We start from the raw sequence: 25,923 nt of genomic DNA, 5'->3' as shown, positions 1-25,923 counted from the left end.
ATCCGGTCGATCAGGAACGACTGTCGATCGGTGTCGTGCCGGGCCGGACATGTGCGCTGCGAAGCTTCGCATAGTCTTCACATGCGCCGATCAAGGCGTCGTAGGATGTCTTGCCCGTCTGATAGGCCTCCAGCATCATGCCGGCGGCCTCCTGTCCGAACGGGCTTTTAGGGTCGATGCCACTCTGGGCGCACCAGTCCCGATGCGCATCTCGGATGCGATTGAGCTGCTCGAAATCGAATATGCCGCCGCTGGTGCTGTTCATCAGACCTCTCCCTCGTCAGGCAATAACAGGCGACAAGATCGACCTGTTGCGCCTCCGCCTCGCCATAATGGCGGTTGCGGCATTCTGTTCCGACAGGCCTGCTGTTTATCGCAGGGCCTCGTTGCAACGCTTGGCGCCGTTCACTCTTCCATTTCGCGATAGGCGGCTTCGGCCTCGCGGATGGTCGCCTGCTGATGCGGCTGCTGACCGGACTCCATCAGGTCGAGCGATACCGTCGCCGGCGGAAGCATCGTATCCGTGGCATCTGGATCGGCATTTTCAGCGCGCCGTGCATTGCGGTCGGCATCGGCCTTGATGTCGGCCACCTGATCCTTGACAGAGATCCGCCGCGGCACTTTAAGCAATTCGATATTGAGCGCTGCGGTGGCGGCGGAGACTGTTACAAGCTGTGTCATCGCATTACCCCCTCGACGTTTCAGCCTTCAACGATCGAAGTGTCATAACGTTCTATCGCTTAGATTGTGCTTAAGGAAATCTGCGGCATTTGAATGAATCCCATTCTTGCCGGACAAGACAGGACAGGTTGATGACAAATGTGGTTCTCGTTGCCGTTGGTGGCGCCATCGGCTCCGTCTTTCGCTATCTGGTCGGCGTCTGGGCGGTGCGACTGTTCGGTCCGAGTTTCCCGTGGGGCACGTTTGCCGTCAACGTGATCGGCTCCTTCTTCATCGGCCTGATGGTGGAGATGATCGCCCGCCGCTTCAATGCGTCCGCGGAAATGCGGGTGTTCATCGTCACCGGCATTATCGGTGGATTCACGACATGGTCCTCCTTCACGCTGGACACGATGGTCCTTTTGGAGCGTGGTGCGGCGCTCCCCGCCTTCGCTTATCTGGCAGGCAGTCTGGTGATCTCCTTTGCTGCGATCTTTGCCGGGCTGGCGCTCGGGCGAGCAATGTTCTAAAGGGCAGGGCTGATCACAGATAAAATGAAAGAGCTTTGATGGCAGGCATCGAGCATATCCTCGTTCAGCCAGACGAGGCGGGCATGCGTCTCGACCGTTGGTTCAAGGTCCATTATCCGGGCCTCGGCTTCGGTCCTCTCCAGAAACTGCTGCGCTCCGGACAGGTGCGCGTCGATGGCGGCCGCGTGAAGAGCGATACCCGCGTCCAGCCGGGCCAGACGGTTCGCGTGCCGCCGATGGACGTGGATGCGAAGAAGACCGGGCCGATTGCCGGCAAGGATCTGAAGCATGCAGGCGATTACGAACTCCTGCAGCGGATGATCCTGCACGAGGACGACAAGGTTCTCGTCCTCAACAAGCCGGCCGGCCTTGCCGTGCAGGGCGGTTCGGGCGTGACGCGGCATATCGACCAGATGCTCGAATCCTTCATCAGCCCCAAGGGTGAAAAGCCGCGCCTCGTGCACCGGCTCGACCGCGACACATCCGGCGTGCTCGTCATCGCCCGCACCCGCGGTGCCGCCCAGAAGCTGACTGCGGCTTTCCGCGAACGCGATACCAAGAAGACCTACTGGTCGCTGGTAAAGGGCGTGCCGCGCAAGCGCGAGGACAAGATTTCGACCTGGCTCGTGAAGGAACAGACGCCGGATGGCGACCGGATGCGGATTGCCAAGCACGGCGAAGACGGCGCCGATCATGCGGTGTCCTTCTACCGCATTCTGGAGACGGCGGCGCAGTCGCTCGCCTGGCTGGAAATGGAGCCCTATACCGGCCGCACCCACCAGCTGCGCGTCCATGCGCTGCATATCGGTCATCCGATCCTCGGTGACCCGAAATATTTCGACGACGATATCAACTGGCCGTTCCCGGGCGGTATCCAGAAGAAGCTGCACTTGCACGCACGGCATATCGACATTCCGCATCCGAGCGGCGGCCGCCTGAAGGTCACGGCACCCCTGCCGCCACATATGGTGCAGAGCTGGAACCTGCTCGGCTTCGATATGGAAAATGGCGCAAGGGACGACGACGAATGAAACTGGTGCTTTTCGATTGCGACGGCACGCTGGTCGACAGTGCTGCGCTGATCCACGAAACCATGCGCCGCACATTCGTGAAATTCGGCAAACCGGAACCGTCTCTTGAAGACACCAAGTCGATTATCGGCCTGACGCTCGACATCGCCATTGCCCGGATGCAGGGCAAGGCGCATGCCGATGCCGAAGACGTCGAGATGATGGCCTATTACAAGTCGCTGTTCGGGCCGGTTCGGACCGAGCTCGATTATCATGATCCGCTGTTCGACGGCATCCAGGCGCTGCTCGACACGATCGGTCCGCGTGACGACCTTCTCATCGGCGCCGTCACCGGCAAGTCCCGTCGGGGGCTGAACACGATCCTTGAAACCCATGATTTTGGCTCCTATTTCATCGTCTCCCGCACGGCCGACGATTGCCCTTCAAAGCCGCATCCCGCCATGGTGACGGAATGCTGCGACGAGACCGGCATGCGGCCGGAGGATACGATCGTGATCGGCGACGCGATCTACGACATGCAGATGGCGAAGGCGGCCGGCGCCAAGGCGATCGGCGTTTCCTGGGGTTACGCGATGCGCGAAGAATTGCTGGCGGCGGGTGCCGACGCGATCGTCGATCACCCGAGCGAATTGCTGGCCCATATCGGCTGAGGTTTATTTCATGCGCGACATTTTTCCCGATCCCAAAGAGATCCTCAGCCATGAGGATCCGACCCGGCGGGCGCAGATCCAGATGCACAAGCCGCTGCCGAAGCGTTTCTATACGGAAGTTTCCGTAGCGGAAGGCGAGGGTGGTCATGCCATTCATCTCGATGGCAAGCCGATCAAGACGCCCGCCAAAAACGCGCTGGTCGTACCGGCGGTGCGGCTTGCGGCACTTCTGGCTGATGAATGGGCCGATCAGGTCGAGGTGATCGATCCGAAAACCATGCCGGTTACCCGGCTCGTCAACACGGCGATCGACGGTATATCCACCGATCCGCAGGCGGTCTTCGAGGATATTCTGCGCTTCTCGTCGAGCGACATGCTGTGTTACCGGGCCGACGGTCCGGACGGTCTCGTCGCTCGGCAGAACGAGAAATGGGATCCGGTCATCGACTGGGCTGCGAATGTGCTCGGCGCGCGCTTCACTCTGATCGAAGGCATCATGCCGAAGGAGCAGCCGAAGGAGGCGATCGCCGCCTTTGCGGTGACGCTCAGGAAGTACCAGTCGCCCATCGAGCTTGCCGCCCTCCACCTGGTGACATCGCTGACGGGCTCGGCCATTTTGGCGCTTGCCTTCGCGGAAGGTGAAGTCACGGCCGACGAGGCCTGGGAGCTTGCGCATCTCGACGAGGACTGGACAATCGAGCATTGGGGCGAGGACGCCGAGGCGTCGCATCGCCGCGCCTTGCGACAGCAGGAAATGCAGGCTGCATCTGCCGTTTTTCTGTCCTTGCAGGGCGCCGCTTAATCCTTCTCTAACCGTGTTCGGCGAACATCCGGAGGTCGTATCCTCCGGGTTTTCTCATGCTTCGCCGCCTGTCCTTTCATGCGCTGCTCGTTCTCACCGTCCTGCCGTTGATGGCATTCCGGATGCCGTCGTCGCGTGAGGTCAGCGAACGACTGCTTTATGACGTGCGCGGCGCTTTCGTGACGGCGAAACCCGACGTTCCGAAAACGCTGGTGACCGCCGTCGATTCACTGGTCGAATCTGCCATCCAGTCCACCACCAGGTCGACGGTTCTGCCGCGGACGATCATTGCAATCCGCATCGAAGAAACGTCGAGCGTGCCGATGCTGATCGGTGTGCGGCATATCGCAAAGGTCACGGTTCAGGCGGTCTCGGTGACCAGTGGCGAACCGGTTGCCGAAGGCACATTTACGGCATCAATCTACCTCTTTGATGAAAAGGTTGCCAACCAGGAGCTGGCTCTGAAGGTCGTCAATAGAATCTCCAGCGAGTTCCGCCTTGATGATCGGCGGCGCAGTTCGCTCGCAAGTGCGCTTGCCGAGTAAGCAACGACATTCGTCGTTCAAGGCAGTTTCAACGAAATGTGAAAGCGCGTCAGGCTCTTTTGAGTGTCTGGCGGTCGCGGGCTTGAATAAGGCTTCGCACCGCAACTTACTCTTGAGAGGTCTTCTCCCATGTCCATTTTCGAGCGCCTCGGCGCTTACCGGCCCCAGGCTCTGGCGGTTCTTCGTATCATGACCGCGCTGCTGTTCATCGAACACGGAACGATGAAACTGTTCGCATTCCCCGGGCCGCAGGGTGCCGGCGGATCGCTTTCCGCACTGATGATGTTTGCAGCTTTGCTCGAGCTGGTCGGCGGCATTCTGATCGCGGTCGGTTTCCTGACCCGTCCGGTCGCCTTCCTGCTCGCCGGTGAAATGGCCTTTGCCTATTTCATGGCGCATGCCCCGCGCTCGTTCTTCCCGGCCATGAATGGCGGCGATGCAGCCGTGCTGTTCTGCTTCGCCTTCCTCTACCTGGTTTTTGCCGGTGCAGGTGCGTGGTCGATCGATAACCGCAGCGCGAAGTGATTTGCGTGAGCGCCGCGTCGCTGACGTGGCGCTCATCCTCGACGCGACTGGTCGCTACTGCCCCAGGCCCACGGCCGCGTTGACGGAGGCGGCGACCAGGACCGTGTTGAAGAAGAACGATACGATGGCGTGGACGAGATTGACGCGCCGCATGGCGGTGCTGGTAATGGCCACGTCCGAGGTTTGCGCCGTCATGCCGATGACGAAGGAAAAATACAGGAAATCATAGGCACCAGGCTCATCGGTCTGGGGAAAGTCCAGCCCACCGCGCTTGTCTTCGTCTTTCTGGTTCTGCTCGTCCGGCCGCCAATAAAGATGCGCGTAATGCATCGCGAACATCGTATGGATTGTCAGCCAGCCGAACAGGACCGATGCGAAGGCGAGGCCGACCTCTGCGGCAGCAGTCCCGCCCTTGCGGTTCAGGGCTTCGAACAGAAGAATGATGGCGGCCGCGGCGGCAGCAAGGGTCACCGCAAGGATGACGGCTGCAGGTTCATCTTCGTTCTGGGCCGTTCGCCGTAGGCGATCGGCATCGACCGCCGGGATGCGAAAAGCCATCAGGACGAGATAGGTGAGGAAGAAGATCACCACCGTCAGACCGGCCGCAATGTCGGGAAAGCCGGCAATGAAAACGGGGAGTGCAAGAACAGCGACGGCGGCTGCAATCGCGAAGGGCCCATGTCTGTGATGCACGACCTTTCGCCAATTCAGCGGCATGTAAATCCTCTTGTCAGGCGGACGGATTGTCACCCAAGGATTTGGCGCGGCGGCACAGGCGGTCAAGGGTTTCGAGGAATTTGGAACGGTCACGCGGCGAGAAGGCGGCGTTATAGCCCTTGCTCTCGCCGGTCTCACGCAGATGCGCGCCGAGATCGCGCATCGCAGTCGCCATGCCGATATTCGTCTCGTCGAACACGCGGCCTGTCGGGCCGGTAACGAAAGCACCTGCCGCAACGCAACGACCGGCAAGCGGAACGTCTGCCGTGATGACGATATCGCCGCGGCCGGCGCGTTCGGCAATCCAGTCATCGGCGGCATCGAAACCGGCCGAAACGATGACGTTTTTCACCATCGGATCACGCGACGGGCGCAGGCCGGAATTGGCGACGAGCGTCACTTCAAGATCGTGACGCTCGGCGACCTTGAGGATTTCCGGCTTTACCGGGCAGGCATCGGCGTCGACATAGATTTGCGGCATGGTTTCATTCATGTTGGTAGGAGTTAAAGCCAAGGCCGTAGGCGTGAGGTTCATCGCCAGGTGGTTCCGTGGGATCGGTGGAATAGATGTAAATCCTTCCTGTCGCATCGAATCCCAAATGCCGCCCGATCGAGATCACCATATCGACAGCTTGGTCATCATCAATCGCCCAGGCATTGATTCTGAAAAATGCCGGGGATCCGGCAATGGTGCCAAAATCGTCATTTTGTTCGAATGTCTCGCCGTCTGCGATGACTGTGAAATGCTGAAAGCTTGTTTTCAGCTTTCCGTATCTGAGTTTGAGTTTCCAGTTTTTCACATCGCTCATGACGAGTTTACCGGTTGATTTAGGGCGCTGATGCTGGCCCGCATACCGCTCTTAACATGTCCACATGGGGGATGTCGTCCTCGAGATATTCTTCGGAGATCGGCACGAAACCGAAACTGCCGTAGAATTTTTCGAGATGGCTCTGGGCGGAAAGTTCGATCGCTTCGCCCGGATAGGCCTTTTCACATTCGCTGATCGCCTCGCGCATCAGCGCCTCGCCAAGCCGTTTTCCGCGATGGTCGGGAGAGACGGTGACCCGGCCGATGCGCGGATGCATGTCCGGCGTCGGGCGCCAGAGGCGGGCGCAGGCCAGCAGCGTTTCGCCATCCAGAAGCCGCAGATGCAGGCAGTCCGGATCATTGCCGTCGAGCTCCGGATAGGGGCATTTCTGCTCCACGACGAAGACATCGACGCGCATTTTCAGCATCGCATAGAGATCGCGTGCGGAGAACTCTTCTAGTCTCCGCACGTCGACCGTATAGGCGGGAAGGGTAGTCAATAGACCACCACGCCGCGGATCGATTCACCCGAATGCATCAGCTCAAAACCCTTGTTGATGTCTTCGAGCGGCATGGTGTGGGTGATCATCGGATCGATCTGGATTTTTCCGTCCATGTACCAGTCGACGATCTTCGGCACGTCGGTACGGCCACGGGCGCCGCCAAAGGCCGTGCCCATCCAGTTGCGGCCCGTCACCAGCTGGAACGGACGCGTGGAAATTTCCTGGCCGGCGCCGGCAACGCCGATGATGACGGACTTGCCCCAGCCGCGATGCGACGATTCCAGCGCCTGGCGCATGACCTTGGTATTGCCGGTGCAATCGAACGTGTAATCGGCGCCGCCGATCAGGTCGTTGCCGCGCTTCGTCAGGTTGACGAGGTAAGGCACGATGTCGTCACCGACTTCCTTCGGATTAACGAAATGCGTCATACCGAACTTTTCACCCCAGGCCTTGCGGTCCGGATTGATGTCGACACCGATGATCATGTCGGCACCGGCAAGGCGCAGGCCCTGCAGGACGTTGAGGCCAATGCCGCCGAGGCCGAAGACGATCGCGGTCGAGCCGATCTCGACCTTGGCCGTGTTGATGACGGCACCGATGCCGGTCGTCACGCCGCAGCCGATATAGCAGATCTTGTCGAAGGGGGCGTCCGGGTTGACCTTGGCAACCGCGATCTCCGGCAGGACCGTGAAGTTCGCGAAGGTCGAGCAGCCCATGTAATGGTGGATCTTGTCCTTGCCGATCGAGAACCGGCTGGTGCCATCCGGCATCAGGCCCTGGCCCTGGGTGGCGCGGATCGAGGTGCAGAGGTTGGTCTTGCGGCTGGTGCAGGAATAGCACTCGCGGCATTCCGGCGTGTAGAGCGGAATGACGTGGTCGCCCTTCTTGACCGAGGTGACGCCGGGGCCGACATCGACGACGATGCCTGCGCCTTCATGGCCGAGGATCGCCGGAAACAGGCCTTCCGGATCGGCACCCGAGAGGGTGAAATCGTCGGTATGGCAGATGCCGGTCGCCTTGACCTCGATCAGCACTTCGCCCGCCTTCGGGCCTTCGAGCTGAACCGTCATCACTTCCAGCGGTTTTCCTGCCTGTACGGCTACGGCGGCGCGGACGTCCATGGGTGTTCTCCCTAAAGGTTTTCTGAAAATTTCGATTCGAGCGACTTTGGCATGGCGAGGCGCTGCGGCTCAAGCCGCAAGCGACATGCTGAAGTCGCAATAAGGTGATGGGTCAGGCTTCGATCAGCGGCACATGTGGTGAGGCGGTGCGCGGCACCACGCCTGTCAGGCGCGGATCTTCCAGCATCTCGACCATCTGGCGAAACGGCTTGAACCCGGAGCGCTGATAGAAAGGTAGGGCAGCCGCCGAATCGAGATGGCAGGTATGAACCCAGAAACGGCCGATCGGACGTGACCATGCCGTCTCGATCGCCTTGTCCATCAGGAACCGTCCGGCACCCTTGCCGATCGCATCACTCACCAGGCCGAAGAAACCGAGCTCGCATTCGTTCTCGGTGCGGAAGTCGAGTTCCAGCAGGCCGATCGGCCGGCCGGCATCGACCAGTGCGTAGATCTCGACCTTCGGATCATTGAGGATCGCGGCGAGCTTGTCGTCTGCCATGGTCAGGCGTGAAACCCACATCCAGCTGGCACCGACATCCCTGAACAGCGCGCGATACCCTTCGATATCTGGCGAATCCCAGCGCTCCAGCACCAGCGTCGCTGCGGCAGCAGGCACGGGACTGCGCGGCGGCGGCGCGAACATTTCAAGGCAGGTGACGATGGTTGCGACATGGCCTGGCGGCACAGTCGAATAACCGGAGGCGAGGGCAGGGAATTCGGTTTTCATGCCCCCTTGAAGGATTTTGCCGTCGCCATGTCAAGCGCAGCGGTCAGGCCGCGTGGCCTTCCGGCTGCAGATCAGCCTCAGCAGGCAGCCAATGGCTGGCAGGGTAAAGCTGCTTCGATGCCTCCGTCAGCCGCTCGATCGCCGCAAACTGCAGCATGATCTCGTTCCAGCCTGGGTGATGATCACTGCGTTGGGCGAGTGCGTCGATTTCGCTCAATATCGCCAGCTCCATCATCGACAGCATGAGCCTGCCCTTGTCGACGGCAGGTCTCAGCACGCGCCAGATATAGGAGAGATCGAAGGCCGTCACGCCGTTCTGAGCGGGCCTTGTTTTGCCGTAGGCCGAATTCGATATCCCGCCCAATCGGCCACTTGCAGTCGTCGATAATCCGATGCGGACCTGATCGAGTGCGAATGCGGACAGTGTCTCGGTCGTGCTGTCGGCGATTTCCATCACGTGCAGCAGAAGTTCGATCTCGAGCCAGCTGCGCACCGCGCCATTGTCTGCGATCGCGCGGATCAGCCATGAGGTCTTGCGCTCATCGATGACACCCGGCATGCCGCCGCCATTGACGAGGTAGGCCGAAAGACTTTCGACGAAATAATTCGCCCATTCATCGCATTGCGTCGGGCAAAGATCGTGAAGTTCGAGCATCATCTGCGTATCGGAGACGCGTCGGACGCCCTCCGGAAAAGCATAGGTGCGAAGCATGAGGACGTCATAAGCCTCGATGCGACCCTTGCCGGCGATCATACATGCCGGGAAAGAAAAGCGGTTTTCGCTCATCCCTTACTCCGTTTCATCATGAAACTGCACGGAGAGGATAAAGTTCAATCTCTTTATGAGCAGACAAGAATGGCGGTTAACGAAGCCGCATATTGTGCGTCAGGCAGAAGTCGCCTGTTTCGTTCTGATCCGTTCGCGCCAAATGATGAACAGGCCGGATGCGACGATGATCAGAATGCCCAGCCATTTGGAGGCGGTCGGGAAGTCGCCGAACAGTGCGTAGCCGAGCACTGTTGCCGAGATGATCTCGAAATACTGGAAAGGGGCCAGCAGCGACAAAGGCGCCAGGCGGAAGGCACGCACGACGAGAAGGTGCATGTAACCGGAGATCGAGCCAAGGATGATCAGCAGCAGCAAGCCAAGCGCCGAGCCGGGCAGGGATGGTTCGAAATCGGCCGCTCCGGTTCCGCTCGCTCCGACAAGCGTCGCTGCAATCAGCAATGTTCCGCCGAGCCCCGCCATGGTCTGCATGGCGAGCGGTGAATCGGCTTCACCGATGGCGCGGTTTAGGAAGAGATAGATCGTATAAAGGAAGGCGCAGACCACCGGCAGGAGCGCGGTCCAGCCGAAGATCGCATAGCTCGGCTGGATGACGATCATGGCGCCACCAAAGCCGACAACGATGGCGAGCCAGCGGCGCCAGCCGACCTTCTCGCCCAAAAAAAGTGCTGACATCATCGTCAGCATGAAGGGCTCGACGAAATAGATGGCGAACACATCGGCCAGCGGCATGTATTTGACGGCGGTGAAGAACATCAGGCTGGCGGCTGCATGCAGCATGCCACGAAAAAGGTTCATCCATGGGCGTTTTGCCCTGAACAGCGCTGCAGGGGCTGCGAGCGCGAGCGGCAAAAGGCAGAGGAACTGAAACAGGAAGCGGTAGAATGTTACCTGACCCGGTGACATCGCCTCGAACGTCGCCATGTATTTGGCGATGGCATCCATCAGCGGCAGGATGATCATGCAGGTGGCCATGATGGCCATGCCCTTCAGGGGATTTTCGACTGTCTGGGCAGGCATGCGGCTTTGCTTTCGATGAACGGCTTTTTCAACCACAGCTGTTGGCGTTCTTCAAGTGCAGGGCAACCGAAGCCATTGCGCGTATTTGCGACCGCCCGGCCGTATTAACCCTGTACAAAACTAGAGCCCTGCAGAGCCGATCCACCCAGAAATGGTGCGGGAAGGGTGACGCGAATCTCTCTAGATTCCGACGCCGAAGGTCCCGCACCGACCTGGCGACAATATCTCCAACAGGATGAAAACCATGAAGAAGTTTCACTTCGCTCTAGCTGCGTCGGTGCTCTCGTTCTGCCTTGCAGGCGCCGCCCATGCAGAAGACCTGACCTTTAGCCTGAAGAACGGCACCAAGTCCGTTCTCACCAATTTTTATACGTCTCCAGTCGGTGTCAACGAGTGGGAAGACGATGTGTTCGGCAAAGATGTCCTCAATCCGGGCGAGAGCATGGACATCACCATCGCCGATGGTCGTACCGTGTGCAAATACGACATGAAGTTCGAGTTCGAGGAAGGCTCCAACCTGGACACCACGACCGACACGCAGGATCTCTGCAAGCTCGGCTCGTACACGATCCACGAATAAGCCGGCCACTGATGAATCGGATAGCCTGACGGGGGTCGGGCCGACCTTGGAGGGGTCCGCGACTGCGGATCCCTCCAAGTGTCACTTGATATGCGCGGAAGCACGCCCGGTCGTGCGCAGGGCGGCGGCATAGGCAACGGCTTCAGACATTGCCGAGAACTTCATTGCCTGCCAAAGCCGGTAGGCGCTGACAAGCTGCGGTGAAACCCAGCAATCACCCCGACTGATATTCTTTTCCCAGCTGATAAGACCCTCGCTGCGGGCCTTTGCAAAAAGACGCACCGTATGCGTCTGGGAGACGACATACCGCTTGGCAACCTCTGTCGGCGAAACACGTCCGACATTGATCGGGTCATTGCCGATTTCCTGCCCGGCAACCCGCGAAACCAGGTCATGGACGACGCTGCTTCCCGAATCGGACTTCACGAAGGCCGCAATATTCTTCGGCGGTGACCACCAGGTTTCCGCAAGCAGCATCAGGCGGGCAAAGCGCGGCTGAGCGATGTGCACGAAGCTTGGATCGGCAAGAGACAGCGCATGCCGGGCACCACCGTCGATCGTGTCGAGCGCGCGCAGGTGGATATCGAAATAGATGCGCATCAGCTCTTCTGTGCGCTCCGTCGCGCGAAATGCGCGGCTCCTGCGGTCCGATGTCTCTATCGCATCGACAAAACGGTAGTGCCGCATTTCCATGAGGAAGGCGAGGACGGTATTCTTGCTGGCTACCGGCTTGCCATCGAGGAACTTTATCAGATGGCTGGGTGTCAGACCCGCAGCCGTCGGATCGAGCACGTGCTCGTAATGGAGCGCCATCGCTGCCTGGCTCAGTATGAATTTCTGGACATCGGCGACGTAACGAACCTCGCGCGGGATCGTTCTGTGGATTTCGAGCAGTTCCTCGACCGCCTGCGAAAGGCCTATCGGAAAACGCCCCATCGCCGCGAGCTGGTGCGCGGAATAGGCGATCGGTGTTGCGTCAATAACGGCAGCAGCGCCAGACATGGGAGATTCGAATACGAGTTGAACGGTTTCGCCGGCGATTCCGCCAGCATTTCATAGACGTTATATGCGACAACTTGCCGGCAAGGCCAATGCCTTGTTCACCGTTCCGTCTCCCACACATTGTCGTCCATGTCTCTATTGTTTGGCAAGCGACCCACGGCTGTATCCGGCGGGATGAAAATCATCCGAAAAATGCGTTTCCGATGCATTCAGTGACGAGCAGGTTATCCACAGGGAAGAGATCGGACGTGTCTCACGGATGTTTTTCCGTGGGAGGCCAGAAAGATGCAAGTCATTGCCAGAAAACAAAAAACCCGGCCGAAGCCGGGTTCTTTTGGTGCGGTCGAGAAGACTCGAACTTCCACGGGTTGCCCCACAGCGACCTCAACGCTGCGCGTCTACCAATTCCGCCACGACCGCATCGTGGTAGGCCGTTTTGCTCCGGCGAGCGAGCATGTAGCAAAAGGATTCCGGGTGCACAAGTGTGCCGTGACAGATTTTTGAAGGATAAAAACAATTGCTTCAACACCCTATATGGGAAGCTTGTATAAAGCCCGGAAAACGTGGCCTTGCCGCGTTTGAAAAAATTTCGCCGAAGGTACCCATTATGCTCACGCGCACCGATCTTGATGTCTCAATGCTGCCCTTTGCCGGATCAAAGCCGGTCCGCTGGCGAATCTCCGATGAGCCTGTGGGCTATGAAGAGGCTGTGGCGGTGATGGAATCGGAGGTGGCGGCGATTGCCGAAGGCCGTGCAGACGAGCTTGTCTGGCTGGTCGAGCACCCACCTCTCTATACGGCGGGCACCAGCGCCAATGTCGCGGACCTTATAGAGCCGGACAGGTTTCCGGTTTTTGCGACCGGCCGGGGCGGGGAATATACCTATCATGGCCCGGGCCAGAGGGTTGCCTATGTGATGCTCGACCTCAAGCGACGCCGGCAGGACGTGCGGGCCTATGTGGCGGCGCTGGAGGCCGTCATTATCCGCTGTCTTGATATGATGAACGTCAAGGGCGAACGGCGCGAGGATCGCGTCGGTGTCTGGGTCAGGCGGCCGGAGAAACCGCCATTGCTGGACGGGTCGATGGCCGAGGACAAGATTGCAGCGCTGGGCATCCGTCTGCGCCGCTGGGTCAGCTTTCACGGCCTGTCACTCAATGTCGACCCCGACCTCTCGCATTTTTCCGGCATCGTGCCCTGCGGCATCAGCTCCTATGGCATCACCAGCCTCGTTGATCTCGGTTTGCCGGTCATGATGGCCGATGTCGATATGCGACTGCGTGAGGCCTTCGAGGAGGTTTTCGGGCCGACGGAAGCAGAGCCGGTTATTGCAGGCTGCTGAGGGGAAGGCCTGATGGCGAGTGTTTCGATAAAGCAGAGGTCGATTGGTGCCGCAGCGGTCGTCAGCCCAAAGGGTCACCCTATGGTGACAAGTCGGACGGGTGGCAGAATCGAAGTCGTCACTGGCGCCTCTGCCGAGGGATTCAATCCTCTCGACCTGATGTGCGCATCGCTTTCAAGCTGTCTGGCACTCAGTGGTCGCATCTCTGCGAGCCGCTTGGGATTGCTGGAGAATCTCATCGAGATACGTGTCAGCGTTTCACTCGAAAAGACCCATGAAGAGCCTTTTCGAGTCACGCGATTCTTTTGTGAATTCGCCATCGACGGCGAATTCACCGAAAGCCAGAAAGTCGATATCGCCCATATGGCGGAAGAAATTTGCACCGTCAGCAATACGCTGAAAGCCGGTGCGGAAATCGCCCTTGAGATCGCCTAATCCTCGTTGGGGATCCGTCCGTCGACACCATCAACCTGAAGCCGGCTGACCACACGCCGGACACCCGTCACCTGTCTTGCTGCATGGATGATCTGCCGTGCCGCCTGCGCCTCATCGACCATGCCTTCGATCGTGACGGTGCCGCTCTCCACATGCAGGTCGATCGAATCCATGGAGGCGACGCCGAGCGCTTCGATCGCGTCGTTTACGCGCTCTTCGATCTCGTCGGCATCTCCGGCTCCCGTCTCGGCCGGACGATTGCTGTCGACGAGCCGTTCTTCCAGCCCGTCGAAGCCGGCCTCGTCGATCTTGAAGCCACCATTGCGATCATCGTCAAAATTCGCGGCAGGCTGTCCGTAAGCTGCGTTGTCGACAGGGCGTGCGCCGGCGCCGGCCGCATCGTCATAAGGCCAGCCTTCATCGATATTGCGATCCTCGTAATCGCGAAAATCTTCTTCACGCGAAATATCGTCAACCTTCCTGGTGGATGGCATGGTCATCTCCTTCTCATACCGGTGGCTGGAGGCGCCGGCCTCTGCAGCCTTGGCGTCATCGCAGGAGAGGAACCCGCGGGCCGGCACCTTGGTTCCGCCTGCCGGCTGCGCGCCTGACGATAAGATGGAATATGCCATCCGCCGATGCGAATATTGAACGAAGCGACGGGAATTGCTTTTCATAGCGGGAAGGGGCGCCCAGCCAGCTTTTTGCTTCTGCCTGTTCGCTTCGATGAAATGAAACGCCTTACACAAGGCCACATCGCTCATATCGCAAAGCGGAGCTGTATGGAGCGAAGAACGAGACCTTATCTAGCCGGCCGCGTCCAGCCTCTCCTGCATGGCCATTGCGCCATGAGGTGCGTTGACCTTCCCTTCATGGATGAAGAAGGCAAAGACATCGCGCGGCTGCTTCTTCGGCTTGCGGCTTTCGTCGACCAGCGGCAGATCGCCCGGCACGCCGCCTTCCGCCCAGGTCTCCAGCCGCTTCTGCCAGGCGGCCATATCCTCGTCCGCATAACAGGTCTTGATCTCGTCAGAACCTTTCTGCAGCCGCGCATAGACAAAATCCGCCGTGACATCCGCGATCATCGGATAATCGAAATGATCGGCGCAGACGGGCGCGATATTGTATTTCTCGATCAGGCCAACGAATTCCGGCACCTTGAAACTGTCATGCCGGACTTCCACCACATGCTGCAGCGGCAGGCCTTCAAGCTTGTTCGGCAGAAGCTTCAGAAACGCCTCGAAATCATCCGGCTCGAATTTTTTGGTCGGCGCAAACTGCCACAGGAGCGGGCCAAGATGATCGCCGAGTTCGGTCAGGCCCTGGGTGAGGAATTTTTCGATCGACTCTCCCGCTTCGGCCAGCACCTTGCGGTTGGTCGTGAACCGGCTCGCCTTTAGCGAAAACACGAACCCATCCGGCACTTCGGAGGCCCATTTGGCAAAGGTTTCAGGCTTCTGGGAGCCGTAATAGGTGCCGTTGACCTCGATCACCTTCAGCTTGCTGGCGGCATATTCAAGCTGCCGCTTCTTGGCGAGCTTTTCGGGGTAGAACGTGCCTTCCCACGGATCAAAGGTCCAGCCGCCAATGCCGGTGCGGATCGTGCCGTGTTTGCTCATCTACCCCTCCAATATTCCCAATTACAGGTTATTCCGCCGCTTCAACCTTCTTCGGCGGGCGCCGCTCCAGAAGTTCCTTGAGGAACTGACCGGTATAGGACCGCTTCTCCTTGACGATCTGCTCCGGCGTGCCTTGGGCAACGATCTCGCCGCCGCCCGTGCCGCCTTCGGGGCCGATATCGATGATCCAGTCGGCCGTCTTGATGACCTCCAGATTGTGCTCGATGACCACGACCGAATTACCCTGGTTGACCAGTTCGTGCAGCATTTCCAGAAGTTTTGCGACATCGTGGAAATGCAGGCCGGTAGTCGGCTCGTCGAGAATATAGAGCGTGCGGCCGGTCGAGCGTTTCGACAGTTCCTTGGCTAGCTTGACGCGCTGCGCCTCGCCACCCGAAAGCGTATTCGCCTGCTGGCCGACCTTGATGTAGCCAAGTCCGACATCGAACAGCGACTGCAGCTTGTCGCGCACCGCCGGCACCGCAGAGAAGAACTCGACGCCTTCCTCGACCGTCATGTCCAAAACGTCGGCGATCGACTTGCCCTTGAAATGCACGTCGAGCGTCTCGCGATTGTAGCGCTTGCCATGGCAGACGTCGCAGGTGACGTAGACGTCGGGCAGGAAGTGCATCTCGATCTTGATGACGCCGTCGCCCTGGCAGGCCTCGCAGCGGCCGCCCTTGACGTTGAACGAGAAGCGGCCGGGCGCATAACCGCGCGCCTTGGCTTCCGGCAGGCCCGCGAACCAGTCGCGGATCGGCGTGAAGGCACCGGTATAGGTCGCCGGGTTGGAACGCGGTGTGCGGCCGATCGGCGACTGGTCGATATCGATGACCTTGTCGATATGTTCGAAACCGTCGATCCGGTCATGTTCGGCCGGGATTTCACGGGCGCCCATGACGCGGCGTGCGGCCGACTTGTAGAGCGTCTCGATCAGGAAGGTGGATTTGCCACCACCGGACACGCCGGTCACCGCCGTGAAAACGCCGAGCGGCACGGAAGCCGTAACATTCTTCAGGTTATTGCCGCGTGCGCCAAAAACCTTGATTTCCTTGCCCTTCTTGGGCTTGCGCCGTTCTGCCGGCACGGCCACGCCGAGTTCGCCGGACAGGTATTTACCGGTCAGTGACTTGGGATTGGCCATGACCTGTTGCGGCGTGCCTTCGGCAACGACCGTGCCGCCATGAATACCGGCAGCCGGGCCGATATCGACGACATAATCGGCCGTCAGAATGGCATCCTCGTCATGTTCGACGACGATGACGGTATTGCCGATGTCACGCAGATGTTTCAGCGTATCGAGCAGACGGGCATTGTCGCGCTGATGCAGGCCGATCGAGGGTTCGTCGAGCACGTAGAGAACGCCCGTGAGGCCGGAGCCGATCTGCGAGGCAAGGCGGATACGCTGGCTTTCACCGCCCGACAGCGTTCCGGAATTGCGCGACAGGCTCAGATAGTCGAGGCCGACATCGTTGAGGAACTGCAGGCGCTCGCGGATTTCCTTGAGGATCCGGACGGCGATTTCATTCTGCTTGGCGTTCAGCGTTTCCGGCAGGCCGACGAACCATTCGCGCGCGACCTTGATCGACATTTCGGTGACTTCGCCGATATGCAGCTTGTTGATCTTGACCGCCAGCGCTTCCGGCTTCAGGCGATAACCTTTGCAGGATGGGCAGGGGGCGGCCGACATGTAACGCTCGATTTCCTCGCGCGCCCAGGCGCTGTCGGTTTCCTTCCAGCGGCGCTCCAGGTTCGGCACGATGCCTTCGAAATTCTTGACCGTCTTGTAGGAGCGGGCGCCGTCGGCATAGTTGAATTCGATCTTTTCCTCGGTGCCCTTCAGGATCGCGTCCTGGGCATCTTCGGAAAGCTCGTTCCAGCGGCTCGATAGCTTGAAGCCAAACACCTTGCCGAGACCTTCGAGCGTCTGGTTGTAATAGGGCGAGCTGGATTTCGCCCATGGCGCAATCGCGCCGTCGCGCAGGGTGCGGGCAGGTTCCGGCACGATCAGGTTCTGGTCCACCTTCTGCTGCGAACCGAGACCATCACAGGTCGGGCAGGCGCCAAAAGGGTTATTGAACGAAAACAGGCGTGGCTCGATTTCCGGAATGGTGAAGCCGGACACGGGGCAAGCGAATTTTTCCGAAAACAGAACCCGTTCATGGGTCTCGTTGAGCGACTTGTTTGCAGAGCCGCCGGCCGCTGTTTCCTCCGGTGGCAGCGGCTTGTCGGCAAATTCGGCGACCGCCAGGCCCTCGGCCAGCTTCAGCGACGTCTCAAGGCTGTCCGCTAGACGTGCGCCGATATCCGGGCGCACGACGAGGCGGTCGACGACCACGTCGATGTCATGCTTGTATTTCTTGTCGAGCGCCGGCACGTCGGCGATCTCGTAGAACTGGCCATCGACCTTGACGCGCTGAAAACCCTTTTTCATCAGCTCGGCGAGTTCCTTCTTGTACTCGCCCTTGCGGCCGCGGATCATCGGCGCGAGGATGTAAAGGCGGGTGCCTTCCTCGAAAACAAGGATGCGGTCGACCATCTGGCTGACCGTCTGGCTTTCGATCGGCAGGCCCGTCGCCGGCGAATAGGGGACGCCGACGCGCGCGAAAAGAAGACGCATATAATCGTAGATCTCGGTGACAGTGCCGACCGTCGAGCGCGGATTGCGCGAGGTCGTCTTCTGTTCGATCGAGATGGCCGGCGACAGACCGTCGATCTGGTCGACATCCGGCTTCTGCATCATTTCCAGGAACTGGCGGGCATAGGCCGATAGGCTTTCGACATAACGCCGCTGGCCTTCCGCATAGATCGTATCGAAGGCGAGCGACGACTTGCCGGAGCCCGACAGGCCGGTCATCACGATCAGCGAATTGCGCGGCAGATCGAGATCGATGCCCTTCAAATTGTGCTCACGCGCACCACGTATGGAAATCGTCTTCAGTTCGCTCATCGTCATGCCTTCGGGGAGGATTGAAGGTCCTTATGTAGTGATTGATTCCCGCCTGTCGAGACGAAACTGCCGCAATGCAGCGCGGTTCCGATTCGGTTGACACGACTATAGGGATAAACCAGAACAAATAAAGAACAAAATTGCCTGTGGATTAAGGCGGCCGCATCCCCAACGGCCGGAAGCGATGGGCTAAGATGAAACGGATAGATTGAAAGCCGCATGAAGCGGCAGATGAAGGAAGAGTTTTATGGCGGGTAGTGTGAACAAGGTCATTCTGGTGGGCAATGTCGGCGCCGATCCGGAAATCCGCCGGACCCAGGACGGCCGCCCGATCGCCAACCTGCGCATCGCGACCTCCGAAACCTGGCGCGACCGCAATTCCGGCGAGCGTCGTGAAAAGACCGAATGGCACACCGTCGTCGTCTTTAACGAAGGCCTGTGCAAGGTCGTCGAGCAATACGTCAAGAAGGGCGCCAAGCTCTATATCGAAGGCGCGCTGCAGACCCGCAAGTGGCAGGACCAGACCGGCAACGACCGTTATTCCACGGAAATCGTGCTGCAGGGCTTCAACTCGACCCTGACCATGCTCGATGGTCGCGGCGAGGGCGGCGGCGATCGCGGCAGCTTCGGCGGCGGTGGTGGCGGCAGAAGCTCCGGCCAGGATTTTGGTGGCGGAGACTTTGGCGGCGGCGATTACGGCGGTGGTGGCGATTACGACCGCGCGCCGTCCGGTGGCAATCGTGGCGGCAGCGGCGGCGGCCGTTCGCAGGGCGGTGGCGCTCCGAGCGGCGGCAATTTCTCGCGGGATCTCGACGACGACATCCCGTTCTGAGATCAGAAACTGAATTGAATGGAGGGCGCCGAAAGGCGCCTTTCGTCTTTATGGTGTGCCATAGTTGGCTTGGATGGAGGGGATATGACAGAAACAGCAAATACCGGCAAAGCACCCGCGACATGGCGTATCGTGCTGGCGTTCATCCTCGATTTCTTCACGATTTTCGTGGCTGCCGGCTTCCTCGTCGCTTCGATTTTCGGCGGGATGACTGAAGAAGGCTTTCAGCTGAATGGCGCGCCCGCCTTCTTGTGTTTTGCGCTGATGATCGCCTATTTCGTCGTCTTCAACCGGTTCTTCGGTGGTACGATCTGGAAATACATTTTGAAGGCCAGGCGAACCGACCGCTGATCGGCGGCCGGCTTTTCCGTCAGGCGCTGACCGGGTGGTCCGCCAGCATGGCGACAAGCACGTCGGATTGCGAGAGGATGCCGACGAGCCGCTTGCCGCCCTCAACGACCGGAATATGATGCAGGCCTTCCTCTGCGAAGATGAGGATCGCATCGGCGAGCAGCGTTTCCGGCCCAACCGTCCGAACTGGGGCGGTCATTATATCACTGACCGTGCCATCGGGCGCGGTCGATCCCTTGAGGAGCAGCTGCAGTCGCCGGCGAAGGCCGGTTACCGGTTTGGCGGATGACCATGCCGGTTTGTCGAGAAGATCCGTCTGGGTGACGATGCCGACGACGTCCGCCTTGTCGTCGATGACGGGTAGGGCCTTGAGGTGATGTTCGTGCAGCAATTTCTGGACATCTTGCAGTGTATTGTCGGGTGAAACGCTGATCACGTCGCGGGACATCACGTCTGCGCAGGTGAGGTCGGTCGCCCGGCGGCGATAGGAGCGCAGCTCCGTCCGGCGCAAGATATCTTCCAGATCGTCGCGTTCGATATCGAGAACCTGATCGTAGTCCTTCAAAACATCGTCGAGATCTTCGGAGCTGAAACCGATGCGCTGTGCCGGCGCCGGGTCGCTTGTCTTGTGGCCGGCTGGCGCAGGTTTGACGGTGTGGGGATAGGGGCGGCCGGTCAGGTTGTTGAAGATCAGGGCGACCAGCAGGATTGCCAGGGAATTTCCAAGCACCGGCCACAGAACGAAGCCATAGCCCATCGCATGGACGGCGGGGCCGCCGAGTACCGCGCTGAGCGCGATTGCACCGCTCGGCGGATGCAGGCAGCGCAGAAACATCATGGCAGGGATGGCAAGGCCAATCGCCAGCGCGGATGACAGAACAGGATCATGGACGAAGATGCCGACCGTCACCCCGATCAGGGCGGAGAGCACATTGCCGCCTAGGATCGAGCGAGGCTGCGCCAGCGGACTTGCCGGCACGGCGAAGAGAAGGACTGCGGAAGCACCCATCGGGGCGATCAGGATCGGCAGAGCGGAATCTAGGTTGAGCGCGAGACTGCCGGTCAGGCCGGTGATCAGGATACCGAAAAAGGCTCCGGCTGCGGCCCGCAGTTTTTCCTGAAGGCTGATGGTGTTTTGTTCGGCGAGGAACATGCGGATTGCGCGGCGCATGGAAGGCTTTCGGTATTTCTGATGACGGTCAAAGGATGAGGTATCAGAGGTTGAAGGCGGAACGCACACCGTCGATGACGAATTGCACGGAGAGAGCCGCAAGCAGGACGCCGAGTAGCCGTGTCAGGATCGCCCGGCCTGTCACGCCGAGAAACCGGTCGAGCCGTTCGGCCACCAGCAGCGTGGCGTAAAGGCCGATCATGATCAGCGCGATGACGCCTATCAGAAGTGCGCGGTCCAGCGGGCCGTTGAAACTGCCGGCAAGCAGGATGGTCGCCGAAATCGCGCCCGGGCCGGCGATCAGCGGCAAGGCCAGCGGGAAGACGGCAATATCGTGGATCTGGTCGATGGTGATCGCCGCCCGTGATGTCTTTTCCTTCCGTTCCTGGCGTTTTTCAAACACCATTTCGAACGAGATCCAGAACAGCAGCAGGCCGCCTGCGATGCGGAAGGCGCCGATCGATATGCCGAGAAGCCCGAGAACGGCAGAGCCGAACAGCGCAAAGACAGCCAAAATGCCGAAGGCGATCAGCGAGCCGCGCAGGGCGACGAATTTTCGCTGGTCGCGGGTCATCGCCGCCGTCAGCCCGAGAAAGACCGGCGCCAGTCCCGGCGGGTCGAGTGTCACGAGCATCGTGGTCAGCGCGTTGACCAGCATATCCGGTGTCGCCATATCATCCCCCAGCGTATTGGCCCTGATCGTCGCGAACCTTGCGGTCGCATGCGAAGATTGTTAGGACAGGTCATCTATGAAGAAAAGCCCACCTCCTGCGCCTCCCACCTCTTCGAAAAGCCATGTTGAACGCGCAAAAGCTGTTCAAAACCATGGCGGAAATTGGCGCTCGGAAACGCTTTCCGCTATAAAAATTCAACTGATTCCGAACAGAGATCGTGATCCGATTTGACTGAGCAAAGCACACCCGGCGGCGGAAAGCTGCCTCCAGGCATCGAACCCATTTCCATCATGGAAGAGATGCAGCGGTCCTATCTCGATTACGCCATGAGCGTCATCGTGTCCCGCGCGCTTCCCGACGTCCGTGACGGATTGAAGCCGGTGCACCGGCGTATCCTTTTCTCGATGAACGAGATGGGGATCGACTGGAACAAGAAATACGTAAAATCGGCCCGCGTGACCGGCGACGTGATGGGTAAATATCACCCGCACGGCGACTCGGCGATTTACGACGCCTTGGCGCGTATGGCGCAGGACTGGTCGCTGCGACTGCCACTGATCGATGGTCAGGGCAATTTCGGCTCGATCGACGGCGATCCGCCGGCCGCCCAGCGTTATACCGAGTGTCGCCTTGAAAAGGCTGCTCATTCGATGCTCGACGATCTCGACAAGGAGACCGTCAATTTCCGCGATAACTACGACGGCACCATGTCGGAGCCGGTCGTTATGCCGGCAAAATTCCCGAACCTGCTCGTCAATGGCGCAGGCGGCATCGCCGTCGGCATGGCGACGAACATCCCGCCGCACAATCTGACGGAAGTCATCAACGGCTGCATCGCGATCGTCGACAATCCGGCGATCGAACTGCCGGAACTGATGGAAATCATTCCGGGTCCGGATTTTCCGACCGGCGCGCTGATTCTCGGTCGGCAGGGCATCCGTCAGGCTTATGAAACGGGCCGCGGCTCGGTGATGATGCGTGGCCGCGCCACGATCGAACCGCTGCGTGGCGATCGCGAACAGATCATCATCACCGAAGTTCCCTATCAGGTGAACAAGGCGTCGATGGTCGAGAAGATCGGCGAACTCGTGCGCGAAAAGCGCATCGAGGGCATTTCCGACCTGCGCGACGAATCCGACCGTCAGGGTTACCGCGTTGTCGTCGAGCTGAAGCGCGATGCCAATGCCGACGTCATCCTCAACCAGCTTTACCGCTACACGCCGCTGCAGACCTCGTTCGGCTGTAACATGGTGGCGCTGAACGGCGGCAAGCCGGAACAGCTGACGCTGCTCGACATGCTACGCGCCTTCGTCGCCTTCCGCGAAGAAGTCGTCAGCCGTCGTACAAAATACCTGCTGCGCAAAGCGCGCGAACGCGCCCACGTCTTGGTCGGCCTGGCGATTTCGGTCGCCAATATCGACGAAGTCATCAACCTGATCCGCAAGGCGCCAGATCCGGCGACCGCCCGCGAGCAGTTGATGACCCGCCGCTGGCCGGCCCATGATGTCGAGCCGCTGATCCGGCTGATCGACGATCCGCGCCACAAGATCAACGAGGACGGCACCTATAACCTCTCGGAAGAGCAGGCCCGTGCTATTCTCGAACTGCGTCTGGCCCGCCTCACGGCTCTCGGCCGTGACGAAATCGCCGACGAATTGAACAAGATCGGCGCTGAGATCTCGGATTATCTCGACATTCTCTCCTCGCGTCTGCGCATCCAGCAGATCGTCAAGGACGAGATGGCGGCTGTTCGTGATGAATTCGGCACGCCGCGCCGCACCGAGATCATGGATGGCGGCCTCGACATGGACGATGAGGATCTCATCGCCCGCGAGGACATGGTCGTCACCGTTTCGCATCTCGGTTATATAAAGCGTGTGCCGCTGGCCACCTACCGTGCCCAGAGACGCGGCGGCAAGGGCCGTTCCGGCATGGCGACCCGCGACGAGGATTTCGTTGCACGTCTGTTCGTGGTCAACACGCATACGCCGGTCCTGTTCTTCTCCTCGCGTGGCATCGTCTACAAGGAAAAGGTCTACCGCCTGCCGATCGGCACGCCGCAATCGCGCGGCAAGGCGCTGATCAACATGCTGCCGCTGGAGCCCGGCGAACGCATCACCACGATCATGCCGCTGCCCGAGGACGAAAAGTCCTGGGAAGATCTCGACGTCATGTTCTCGACGACGCGCGGCACGGTTCGCCGCAACAAGCTGTCAGACTTCGTTCAGGTCAACCGGAACGGCAAGATCGCGATGAAGCTCGAGGAGGAGGGCGATGAAATCCTCTCCGTCGAAACCTGCAAGGGTCCGAACCTCGATATCGGCGAACCCGGTGACGACGTTCTGCTCACCACGGCGCTCGGCCAGGCGATCCGCTTCCCGGTCGATGAGGTCCGCGTCTTTGCCGGCCGCAACTCGATCGGCGTTCGTGGCCTGACGCTTGCCGAAGGCGACCGCCTGATCTCCATGACCATTCTCGGCCATGTGGATGCGGAACCTTGGGAACGTGCCGCCTATCTGAAGCGCTCGGCTGCCGATCGTCGTGCTGCCGGCGTCGATGAAGAGGATATCGCTCTTGTCGGTGAGGAAGTCACCGAAGAGGGACAGCTGGGTGACGAGCGTTACGAAGAGCTGAAGGGACGTGAACAGTTCGTCCTGACGGTTTCTGAAAAGGGCTATGGCAAGCGGTCGTCGTCCTACGATTTCCGCACGTCGGGCCGCGGCGGCAAGGGTATCCGCGCAACGGATACGTCGAAGACCGCCGAGATCGGCGAACTCGTCGCCGCCTTCCCGGTCGAGGACAAGGATCAGATCATGCTCGTCTCCGACGGCGGCGTGCTGATCCGTGTTCCGGTCGGCGGCATCCGCATCGCCAGCCGCGCCACAAAGGGCGTCACCATCTTCTCCACCGCCAAGGACGAGAAGGTCGTGTCCGTCGAGCGCATCAGCGAGCCGGAAGGTGAGGATGAAGTTGCGGCCGAGCTGGACGAGGCAGGTGCCGAAGCCGGTACCGCATCGGAAGGCGCTCAGGCCAATGAAGCCGGCGTGGCCGGTGAGACGGATGAGGGCGCCGCCGAATAAGGCGCCCTTTGATCCGCAGCCCAGCGCGCGACGCTAACTCTTTTAATCTGTAAACAATCGGCCCGAAGATCAGCTCTGATTTTCGGGCCGATTGCTTTCAGGTGGCGGATTGTCACGTGGACATTCGGAATCAAAAAAGCCGGAGGATGAAGATCCTCCGGCTTTTTTTGAACCGGCTGCGCTGAACAGCTGCCTGAAGCCCGGCTCGCTGCTGAATTCGCCTGAAAACGTTATGAATGAAACGTCTGCTTGAAAAGCACTGCGATGAAGAGCGAAGTCGTCGATACCCTCACGCTTTTGGCGGAGTTTCGATATCGTCAGTCAACTCCGCCCCGATCCGATCAGTAGTACGAGATGTCGTTGTAGCGACCAGTGATCTGCTGATAGCCGTTGTCGTTGAAGTGGGAACGGTCCTGATAAAGCGTAACCGTCGCGGTCAGCATCATTGCGACCATGGCAGTCCAGACCAGGTTGATCATGGTGATCTTGTCCATGGCCATCTTGCGTTTTGCGATCATCATCTCCGCTGTATCCTTCTTTCTAAGCCCTGACGTAAATTTTACGCCCGAGATCCACCGTATTTTGAGAGAACGTAAACCATTTGCTCTGAAGCATGTTTGAATGGCTCGTTCATCTGGCGTTCAGAATTGGAGCCGGTTCAGGCTTCCTCTTCGACGAAGACATAGAGGAAGGCATCGAGCAGAACTGCTGCAAACACCGCACCCATGACCATCAACGCCAGCATTGTCGTCTCTCTCGTGTTTCAACGGGCACTCTGTCCGTCGTGAGGATGAGTTGACCATAGTGGCCCTGAAAGCGTCTTGAATGGCGTGTTCATCTGATATTCAGGCCCTATTGCCGCGACGGAAACCCTTGCGGCGGGCCGCCTTCCATGACAAAAGGCGCAGAAATCCAGCTGGAACAGGTCTCCATTTCGGCATGACGACTGCGCTTTATCCCGGCTCCTTCGACCCGATGACGAACGGCCATCTCGATATCCTCGTTCAGGCTCTGAACGTGGCGGAGAAGGTTGTCGTGGCGATCGGCATTCATCCAGGCAAGGTGCCGACGTTCAGCTTTGATGAACGGGCCGAGCTGATCCGCACTTCGCTGATCGAGGCATTGCCGGAAAAGGGCGGAAATATTTCTGTCGTCTCGTTCAGCGGCCTCGTTGTCGATGCGGCGCGCGCGCATGGCGCAAGCGTGCTGATCCGCGGCCTGCGCGACGGCACCGATTTCGACTACGAAATGCAGATGGCGGCGATGAACCGCAAGATGGCGCCGGATATCCAGACGCTGTTCCTGCCGGCGGGCACGGCCTCGCGGCCCATTACCGCCACATTGGTTCGCCAGATCGCCGCCATGGGGGGAGACGTCACGGATTTCGTGCCGGCTCCCATCCTGAAGGCCCTCAACGAAAAGCACAAACGCTGATCTTGGCGCTGATAGCTGCGCTGA

At 59.6% G+C, this 25,923-nt stretch carries 30 protein-coding genes and 1 tRNA gene; 13 read left to right on the top strand and 18 right to left on the bottom strand.

Annotated elements, in window-relative coordinates:
- Positions 1-10: 10 nt before the first annotated feature.
- Positions 11-265 (bottom strand): hypothetical protein, encoded by a 255-nt coding sequence (locus FHW37_RS11095; RefSeq protein WP_145636216.1) that lies wholly within the window; start codon positions 263-265, stop codon positions 11-13.
- Between the two features lie 140 nt (positions 266-405).
- Positions 406-681 carry a hypothetical protein gene (locus FHW37_RS11090; protein ID WP_145636214.1) on the bottom strand — a complete coding sequence of 92 codons (276 nt, stop codon included), beginning with the start codon at positions 679-681 and terminating at the stop codon, positions 406-408.
- 131 nt (positions 682-812) lie between these two features.
- Here FHW37_RS11090 and crcB point away from each other — a divergent pair, with 131 nt between their 5' ends.
- The 6 genes from crcB to FHW37_RS11060 all read left to right on the top strand — a co-directional run bounded on the left by crcB (position 813) and on the right by FHW37_RS11060 (position 4,743).
- Positions 813-1,190 (top strand): fluoride efflux transporter CrcB, encoded by a 378-nt coding sequence (gene crcB, locus FHW37_RS11085; protein WP_145636212.1) that lies wholly within the window; start codon positions 813-815, stop codon positions 1,188-1,190.
- Between the two features lie 38 nt (positions 1,191-1,228).
- Positions 1,229-2,221, top strand: coding sequence for an RluA family pseudouridine synthase (locus FHW37_RS11080; protein WP_145636210.1), 993 nt, complete (start codon positions 1,229-1,231; stop codon positions 2,219-2,221).
- The gene (locus FHW37_RS11075) at positions 2,218-2,871 is read left to right on the top strand and encodes an HAD-IA family hydrolase (protein ID WP_145636208.1); all 654 of its coding nucleotides are present in this window, start codon (positions 2,218-2,220) and stop codon (positions 2,869-2,871) included. The genes FHW37_RS11080 and FHW37_RS11075 overlap by 4 nt, the downstream gene beginning before the upstream one ends.
- A gap of 10 nt (positions 2,872-2,881) precedes the next feature.
- Positions 2,882-3,673, top strand: coding sequence for an ATP12 family chaperone protein (locus FHW37_RS11070; protein ID WP_145636205.1), 792 nt, complete (start codon positions 2,882-2,884; stop codon positions 3,671-3,673).
- A gap of 56 nt (positions 3,674-3,729) precedes the next feature.
- On the top strand, positions 3,730-4,218 hold the full coding sequence (locus FHW37_RS11065; RefSeq protein ID WP_145636204.1) for a hypothetical protein: 489 nt from the start codon (positions 3,730-3,732) through the stop codon (positions 4,216-4,218).
- A gap of 129 nt (positions 4,219-4,347) precedes the next feature.
- Positions 4,348-4,743, top strand: a complete 396-nt coding sequence (locus FHW37_RS11060) for a DoxX family protein (protein WP_145636202.1) — start codon at positions 4,348-4,350, stop codon at positions 4,741-4,743.
- A 54-nt stretch (positions 4,744-4,797) separates the two neighbouring features.
- On the opposite strand, the gene FHW37_RS11055 is transcribed toward FHW37_RS11060, so the two are convergent.
- From FHW37_RS11055 to FHW37_RS11020, 8 genes are all read right to left on the bottom strand, one after another.
- A complete protein-coding gene (locus tag FHW37_RS11055; protein ID WP_145636200.1) occupies positions 4,798-5,460 on the bottom strand; it encodes a DUF1345 domain-containing protein in 663 nt (220 codons plus the stop codon).
- Positions 5,461-5,473: 13 nt separating this feature from the next.
- Complete coding sequence (locus tag FHW37_RS11050) at positions 5,474-5,941, bottom strand: YaiI/YqxD family protein (protein WP_432442846.1); 468 nt, start codon at positions 5,939-5,941, stop codon at positions 5,474-5,476.
- Between the two features lie 4 nt (positions 5,942-5,945).
- Positions 5,946-6,269 carry a hypothetical protein gene (locus tag FHW37_RS11045; RefSeq protein ID WP_145636196.1) on the bottom strand — a complete coding sequence of 108 codons (324 nt, stop codon included), beginning with the start codon at positions 6,267-6,269 and terminating at the stop codon, positions 5,946-5,948.
- Positions 6,270-6,288: 19 nt separating this feature from the next.
- A complete protein-coding gene (locus FHW37_RS11040) occupies positions 6,289-6,768 on the bottom strand; it encodes a GNAT family N-acetyltransferase (protein ID WP_246690739.1) in 480 nt (159 codons plus the stop codon).
- Entirely contained in the window at positions 6,765-7,892 is a 1,128-nt protein-coding gene (locus tag FHW37_RS11035) for an S-(hydroxymethyl)glutathione dehydrogenase/class III alcohol dehydrogenase (RefSeq protein ID WP_145636194.1), read from the bottom strand. Before FHW37_RS11035 ends, FHW37_RS11040 begins: the two co-directional genes overlap by 4 nt.
- Before the next feature lie 112 nt (positions 7,893-8,004).
- Entirely contained in the window at positions 8,005-8,622 is a 618-nt protein-coding gene (locus FHW37_RS11030; protein ID WP_145636191.1) for a GNAT family N-acetyltransferase, read from the bottom strand.
- Positions 8,623-8,665: 43 nt separating this feature from the next.
- On the bottom strand, positions 8,666-9,409 hold the full coding sequence (locus FHW37_RS11025) for a hypothetical protein (RefSeq protein WP_145636189.1): 744 nt from the start codon (positions 9,407-9,409) through the stop codon (positions 8,666-8,668).
- A gap of 99 nt (positions 9,410-9,508) precedes the next feature.
- On the bottom strand, positions 9,509-10,429 hold the full coding sequence (locus FHW37_RS11020; RefSeq protein ID WP_145636187.1) for a DMT family transporter: 921 nt from the start codon (positions 10,427-10,429) through the stop codon (positions 9,509-9,511).
- A 244-nt stretch (positions 10,430-10,673) separates the two neighbouring features.
- Between FHW37_RS11020 and FHW37_RS11015 the strand changes: the two genes are divergently transcribed.
- Positions 10,674-11,009, top strand: a complete 336-nt coding sequence (locus FHW37_RS11015) for a hypothetical protein (protein ID WP_145636185.1) — start codon at positions 10,674-10,676, stop codon at positions 11,007-11,009.
- A gap of 81 nt (positions 11,010-11,090) precedes the next feature.
- Here the strand turns inward: FHW37_RS11015 and FHW37_RS11010 are convergent, their stop codons facing one another.
- Positions 11,091-12,011 carry a hypothetical protein gene (locus FHW37_RS11010; RefSeq protein ID WP_145636183.1) on the bottom strand — a complete coding sequence of 307 codons (921 nt, stop codon included), beginning with the start codon at positions 12,009-12,011 and terminating at the stop codon, positions 11,091-11,093.
- 335 nt (positions 12,012-12,346) lie between these two features.
- Positions 12,347-12,431, bottom strand: a tRNA-Leu gene (locus FHW37_RS11005).
- Positions 12,432-12,615: 184 nt separating this feature from the next.
- Between FHW37_RS11005 and lipB the strand changes: the two genes are divergently transcribed.
- A complete protein-coding gene (gene lipB / locus FHW37_RS11000) occupies positions 12,616-13,353 on the top strand; it encodes a lipoyl(octanoyl) transferase LipB (RefSeq protein ID WP_186458268.1) in 738 nt (245 codons plus the stop codon).
- A 12-nt stretch (positions 13,354-13,365) separates the two neighbouring features.
- Positions 13,366-13,788, top strand: coding sequence for an OsmC family protein (locus FHW37_RS10995; RefSeq protein ID WP_145636177.1), 423 nt, complete (start codon positions 13,366-13,368; stop codon positions 13,786-13,788).
- Here the strand turns inward: FHW37_RS10995 and FHW37_RS10990 are convergent.
- From FHW37_RS10990 to uvrA, 3 genes are all read right to left on the bottom strand, one after another.
- Positions 13,785-14,420, bottom strand: a complete 636-nt coding sequence (locus tag FHW37_RS10990; protein WP_186458225.1) for a BON domain-containing protein — start codon at positions 14,418-14,420, stop codon at positions 13,785-13,787. The genes FHW37_RS10995 and FHW37_RS10990 overlap by 4 nt on opposite strands.
- A 174-nt stretch (positions 14,421-14,594) precedes the next feature.
- Positions 14,595-15,407, bottom strand: a complete 813-nt coding sequence (locus tag FHW37_RS10985; RefSeq protein ID WP_145636173.1) for a DUF72 domain-containing protein — start codon at positions 15,405-15,407, stop codon at positions 14,595-14,597.
- A 28-nt stretch (positions 15,408-15,435) separates the two neighbouring features.
- Positions 15,436-18,357: an excinuclease ABC subunit UvrA gene (gene uvrA / locus FHW37_RS10980; RefSeq protein WP_145636171.1), complete on the bottom strand. Its 2,922-nt coding sequence runs from the start codon at positions 18,355-18,357 to the stop codon at positions 15,436-15,438.
- 247 nt (positions 18,358-18,604) lie between these two features.
- On the opposite strand from uvrA, the gene FHW37_RS10975 reads away from it, so the two are divergent.
- On the top strand, positions 18,605-19,189 hold the full coding sequence (locus tag FHW37_RS10975; RefSeq protein ID WP_145636169.1) for a single-stranded DNA-binding protein: 585 nt from the start codon (positions 18,605-18,607) through the stop codon (positions 19,187-19,189).
- An 84-nt stretch (positions 19,190-19,273) separates the two neighbouring features.
- Positions 19,274-19,540 (top strand): RDD family protein, encoded by a 267-nt coding sequence (locus FHW37_RS10970; protein WP_145636167.1) that lies wholly within the window; start codon positions 19,274-19,276, stop codon positions 19,538-19,540.
- Positions 19,541-19,559: 19 nt separating this feature from the next.
- Here FHW37_RS10970 and FHW37_RS10965 read toward each other — a convergent pair whose 3' ends face one another.
- Together FHW37_RS10965 and FHW37_RS10960 are read right to left on the bottom strand one after the other, a co-directional pair.
- Positions 19,560-20,711 (bottom strand): HPP family protein, encoded by a 1,152-nt coding sequence (locus FHW37_RS10965; protein ID WP_145636164.1) that lies wholly within the window; start codon positions 20,709-20,711, stop codon positions 19,560-19,562.
- 43 nt (positions 20,712-20,754) lie between these two features.
- Positions 20,755-21,384, bottom strand: coding sequence for a MarC family protein (locus FHW37_RS10960; protein WP_145636162.1), 630 nt, complete (start codon positions 21,382-21,384; stop codon positions 20,755-20,757).
- Positions 21,385-21,612: 228 nt separating this feature from the next.
- On the opposite strand from FHW37_RS10960, the gene gyrA reads away from it, so the two are divergent.
- Complete coding sequence (gene gyrA, locus FHW37_RS10955) at positions 21,613-24,465, top strand: DNA gyrase subunit A (protein ID WP_145636159.1); 2,853 nt, start codon at positions 21,613-21,615, stop codon at positions 24,463-24,465.
- A gap of 341 nt (positions 24,466-24,806) precedes the next feature.
- Here the strand turns inward: gyrA and FHW37_RS10950 are convergent, their stop codons facing one another.
- On the bottom strand, positions 24,807-24,986 hold the full coding sequence (locus FHW37_RS10950; protein WP_145636157.1) for a hypothetical protein: 180 nt from the start codon (positions 24,984-24,986) through the stop codon (positions 24,807-24,809).
- A gap of 418 nt (positions 24,987-25,404) precedes the next feature.
- Here FHW37_RS10950 and coaD point away from each other — a divergent pair, with 418 nt between their 5' ends.
- Complete coding sequence (gene coaD / locus FHW37_RS10945; RefSeq protein WP_145636156.1) at positions 25,405-25,899, top strand: pantetheine-phosphate adenylyltransferase; 495 nt, start codon at positions 25,405-25,407, stop codon at positions 25,897-25,899.
- Positions 25,900-25,923 lie beyond the last annotated feature (24 nt).

Source organism: Neorhizobium alkalisoli, from assembly GCF_007829835.1.
Taxonomy (GTDB): Bacteria; Pseudomonadota; Alphaproteobacteria; order Rhizobiales; family Rhizobiaceae; genus Neorhizobium.
The sequence above is the reverse complement of the archived record's forward strand: the minus strand, read 5'-3'. Positions and strand labels throughout refer to the sequence as shown.

Bases quoted from the DNA above. Each gene is read 5' to 3' on its own strand.
- crcB (WP_145636212.1), top strand. From the start codon at position 813: ATGACAAATGTGGTTCTCGTTGCCGTTGGTGGCGCCATCGGCTCCGTC.
- FHW37_RS10995 (WP_145636177.1), top strand. From the start codon at position 13,366: ATGGCGAGTGTTTCGATAAAGCAGAGGTCGATTGGTGCCGCAGCGGTC.
- coaD (WP_145636156.1), top strand. From the start codon at position 25,405: ATGACGACTGCGCTTTATCCCGGCTCCTTCGACCCGATGACGAACGGC.
- FHW37_RS11075 (WP_145636208.1), top strand. From the start codon at position 2,218: ATGAAACTGGTGCTTTTCGATTGCGACGGCACGCTGGTCGACAGTGCT.
- FHW37_RS11025 (WP_145636189.1), bottom strand. From the start codon at position 9,409: ATGAGCGAAAACCGCTTTTCTTTCCCGGCATGTATGATCGCCGGCAAG.
- FHW37_RS10965 (WP_145636164.1), bottom strand. From the start codon at position 20,711: ATGCGCCGCGCAATCCGCATGTTCCTCGCCGAACAAAACACCATCAGC.
- FHW37_RS11010 (WP_145636183.1), bottom strand. From the start codon at position 12,011: ATGTCTGGCGCTGCTGCCGTTATTGACGCAACACCGATCGCCTATTCC.
- FHW37_RS11095 (WP_145636216.1), bottom strand. From the start codon at position 265: ATGAACAGCACCAGCGGCGGCATATTCGATTTCGAGCAGCTCAATCGC.
- FHW37_RS10985 (WP_145636173.1), bottom strand. From the start codon at position 15,407: ATGAGCAAACACGGCACGATCCGCACCGGCATTGGCGGCTGGACCTTT.
- FHW37_RS10990 (WP_186458225.1), bottom strand. From the start codon at position 14,420: ATGGCATATTCCATCTTATCGTCAGGCGCGCAGCCGGCAGGCGGAACC.
- FHW37_RS11065 (WP_145636204.1), top strand. From the start codon at position 3,730: ATGCTTCGCCGCCTGTCCTTTCATGCGCTGCTCGTTCTCACCGTCCTG.
- FHW37_RS11030 (WP_145636191.1), bottom strand. From the start codon at position 8,622: ATGAAAACCGAATTCCCTGCCCTCGCCTCCGGTTATTCGACTGTGCCG.
- FHW37_RS10975 (WP_145636169.1), top strand. From the start codon at position 18,605: ATGGCGGGTAGTGTGAACAAGGTCATTCTGGTGGGCAATGTCGGCGCC.
- FHW37_RS11070 (WP_145636205.1), top strand. From the start codon at position 2,882: ATGCGCGACATTTTTCCCGATCCCAAAGAGATCCTCAGCCATGAGGAT.
- FHW37_RS11060 (WP_145636202.1), top strand. From the start codon at position 4,348: ATGTCCATTTTCGAGCGCCTCGGCGCTTACCGGCCCCAGGCTCTGGCG.
- FHW37_RS11090 (WP_145636214.1), bottom strand. From the start codon at position 681: ATGACACAGCTTGTAACAGTCTCCGCCGCCACCGCAGCGCTCAATATC.
- FHW37_RS11055 (WP_145636200.1), bottom strand. From the start codon at position 5,460: ATGCCGCTGAATTGGCGAAAGGTCGTGCATCACAGACATGGGCCCTTC.
- FHW37_RS10950 (WP_145636157.1), bottom strand. From the start codon at position 24,986: ATGATGATCGCAAAACGCAAGATGGCCATGGACAAGATCACCATGATC.
- FHW37_RS10970 (WP_145636167.1), top strand. From the start codon at position 19,274: ATGACAGAAACAGCAAATACCGGCAAAGCACCCGCGACATGGCGTATC.
- FHW37_RS10960 (WP_145636162.1), bottom strand. From the start codon at position 21,384: ATGGCGACACCGGATATGCTGGTCAACGCGCTGACCACGATGCTCGTG.
- FHW37_RS11050 (WP_432442846.1), bottom strand. From the start codon at position 5,941: ATGCCGCAAATCTATGTCGACGCCGATGCCTGCCCGGTAAAGCCGGAA.
- FHW37_RS11035 (WP_145636194.1), bottom strand. From the start codon at position 7,892: ATGGACGTCCGCGCCGCCGTAGCCGTACAGGCAGGAAAACCGCTGGAA.
- FHW37_RS11045 (WP_145636196.1), bottom strand. From the start codon at position 6,269: ATGAGCGATGTGAAAAACTGGAAACTCAAACTCAGATACGGAAAGCTG.
- uvrA (WP_145636171.1), bottom strand. From the start codon at position 18,357: ATGAGCGAACTGAAGACGATTTCCATACGTGGTGCGCGTGAGCACAAT.
- FHW37_RS11080 (WP_145636210.1), top strand. From the start codon at position 1,229: ATGGCAGGCATCGAGCATATCCTCGTTCAGCCAGACGAGGCGGGCATG.
- FHW37_RS11020 (WP_145636187.1), bottom strand. From the start codon at position 10,429: ATGCCTGCCCAGACAGTCGAAAATCCCCTGAAGGGCATGGCCATCATG.
- FHW37_RS11015 (WP_145636185.1), top strand. From the start codon at position 10,674: ATGAAGAAGTTTCACTTCGCTCTAGCTGCGTCGGTGCTCTCGTTCTGC.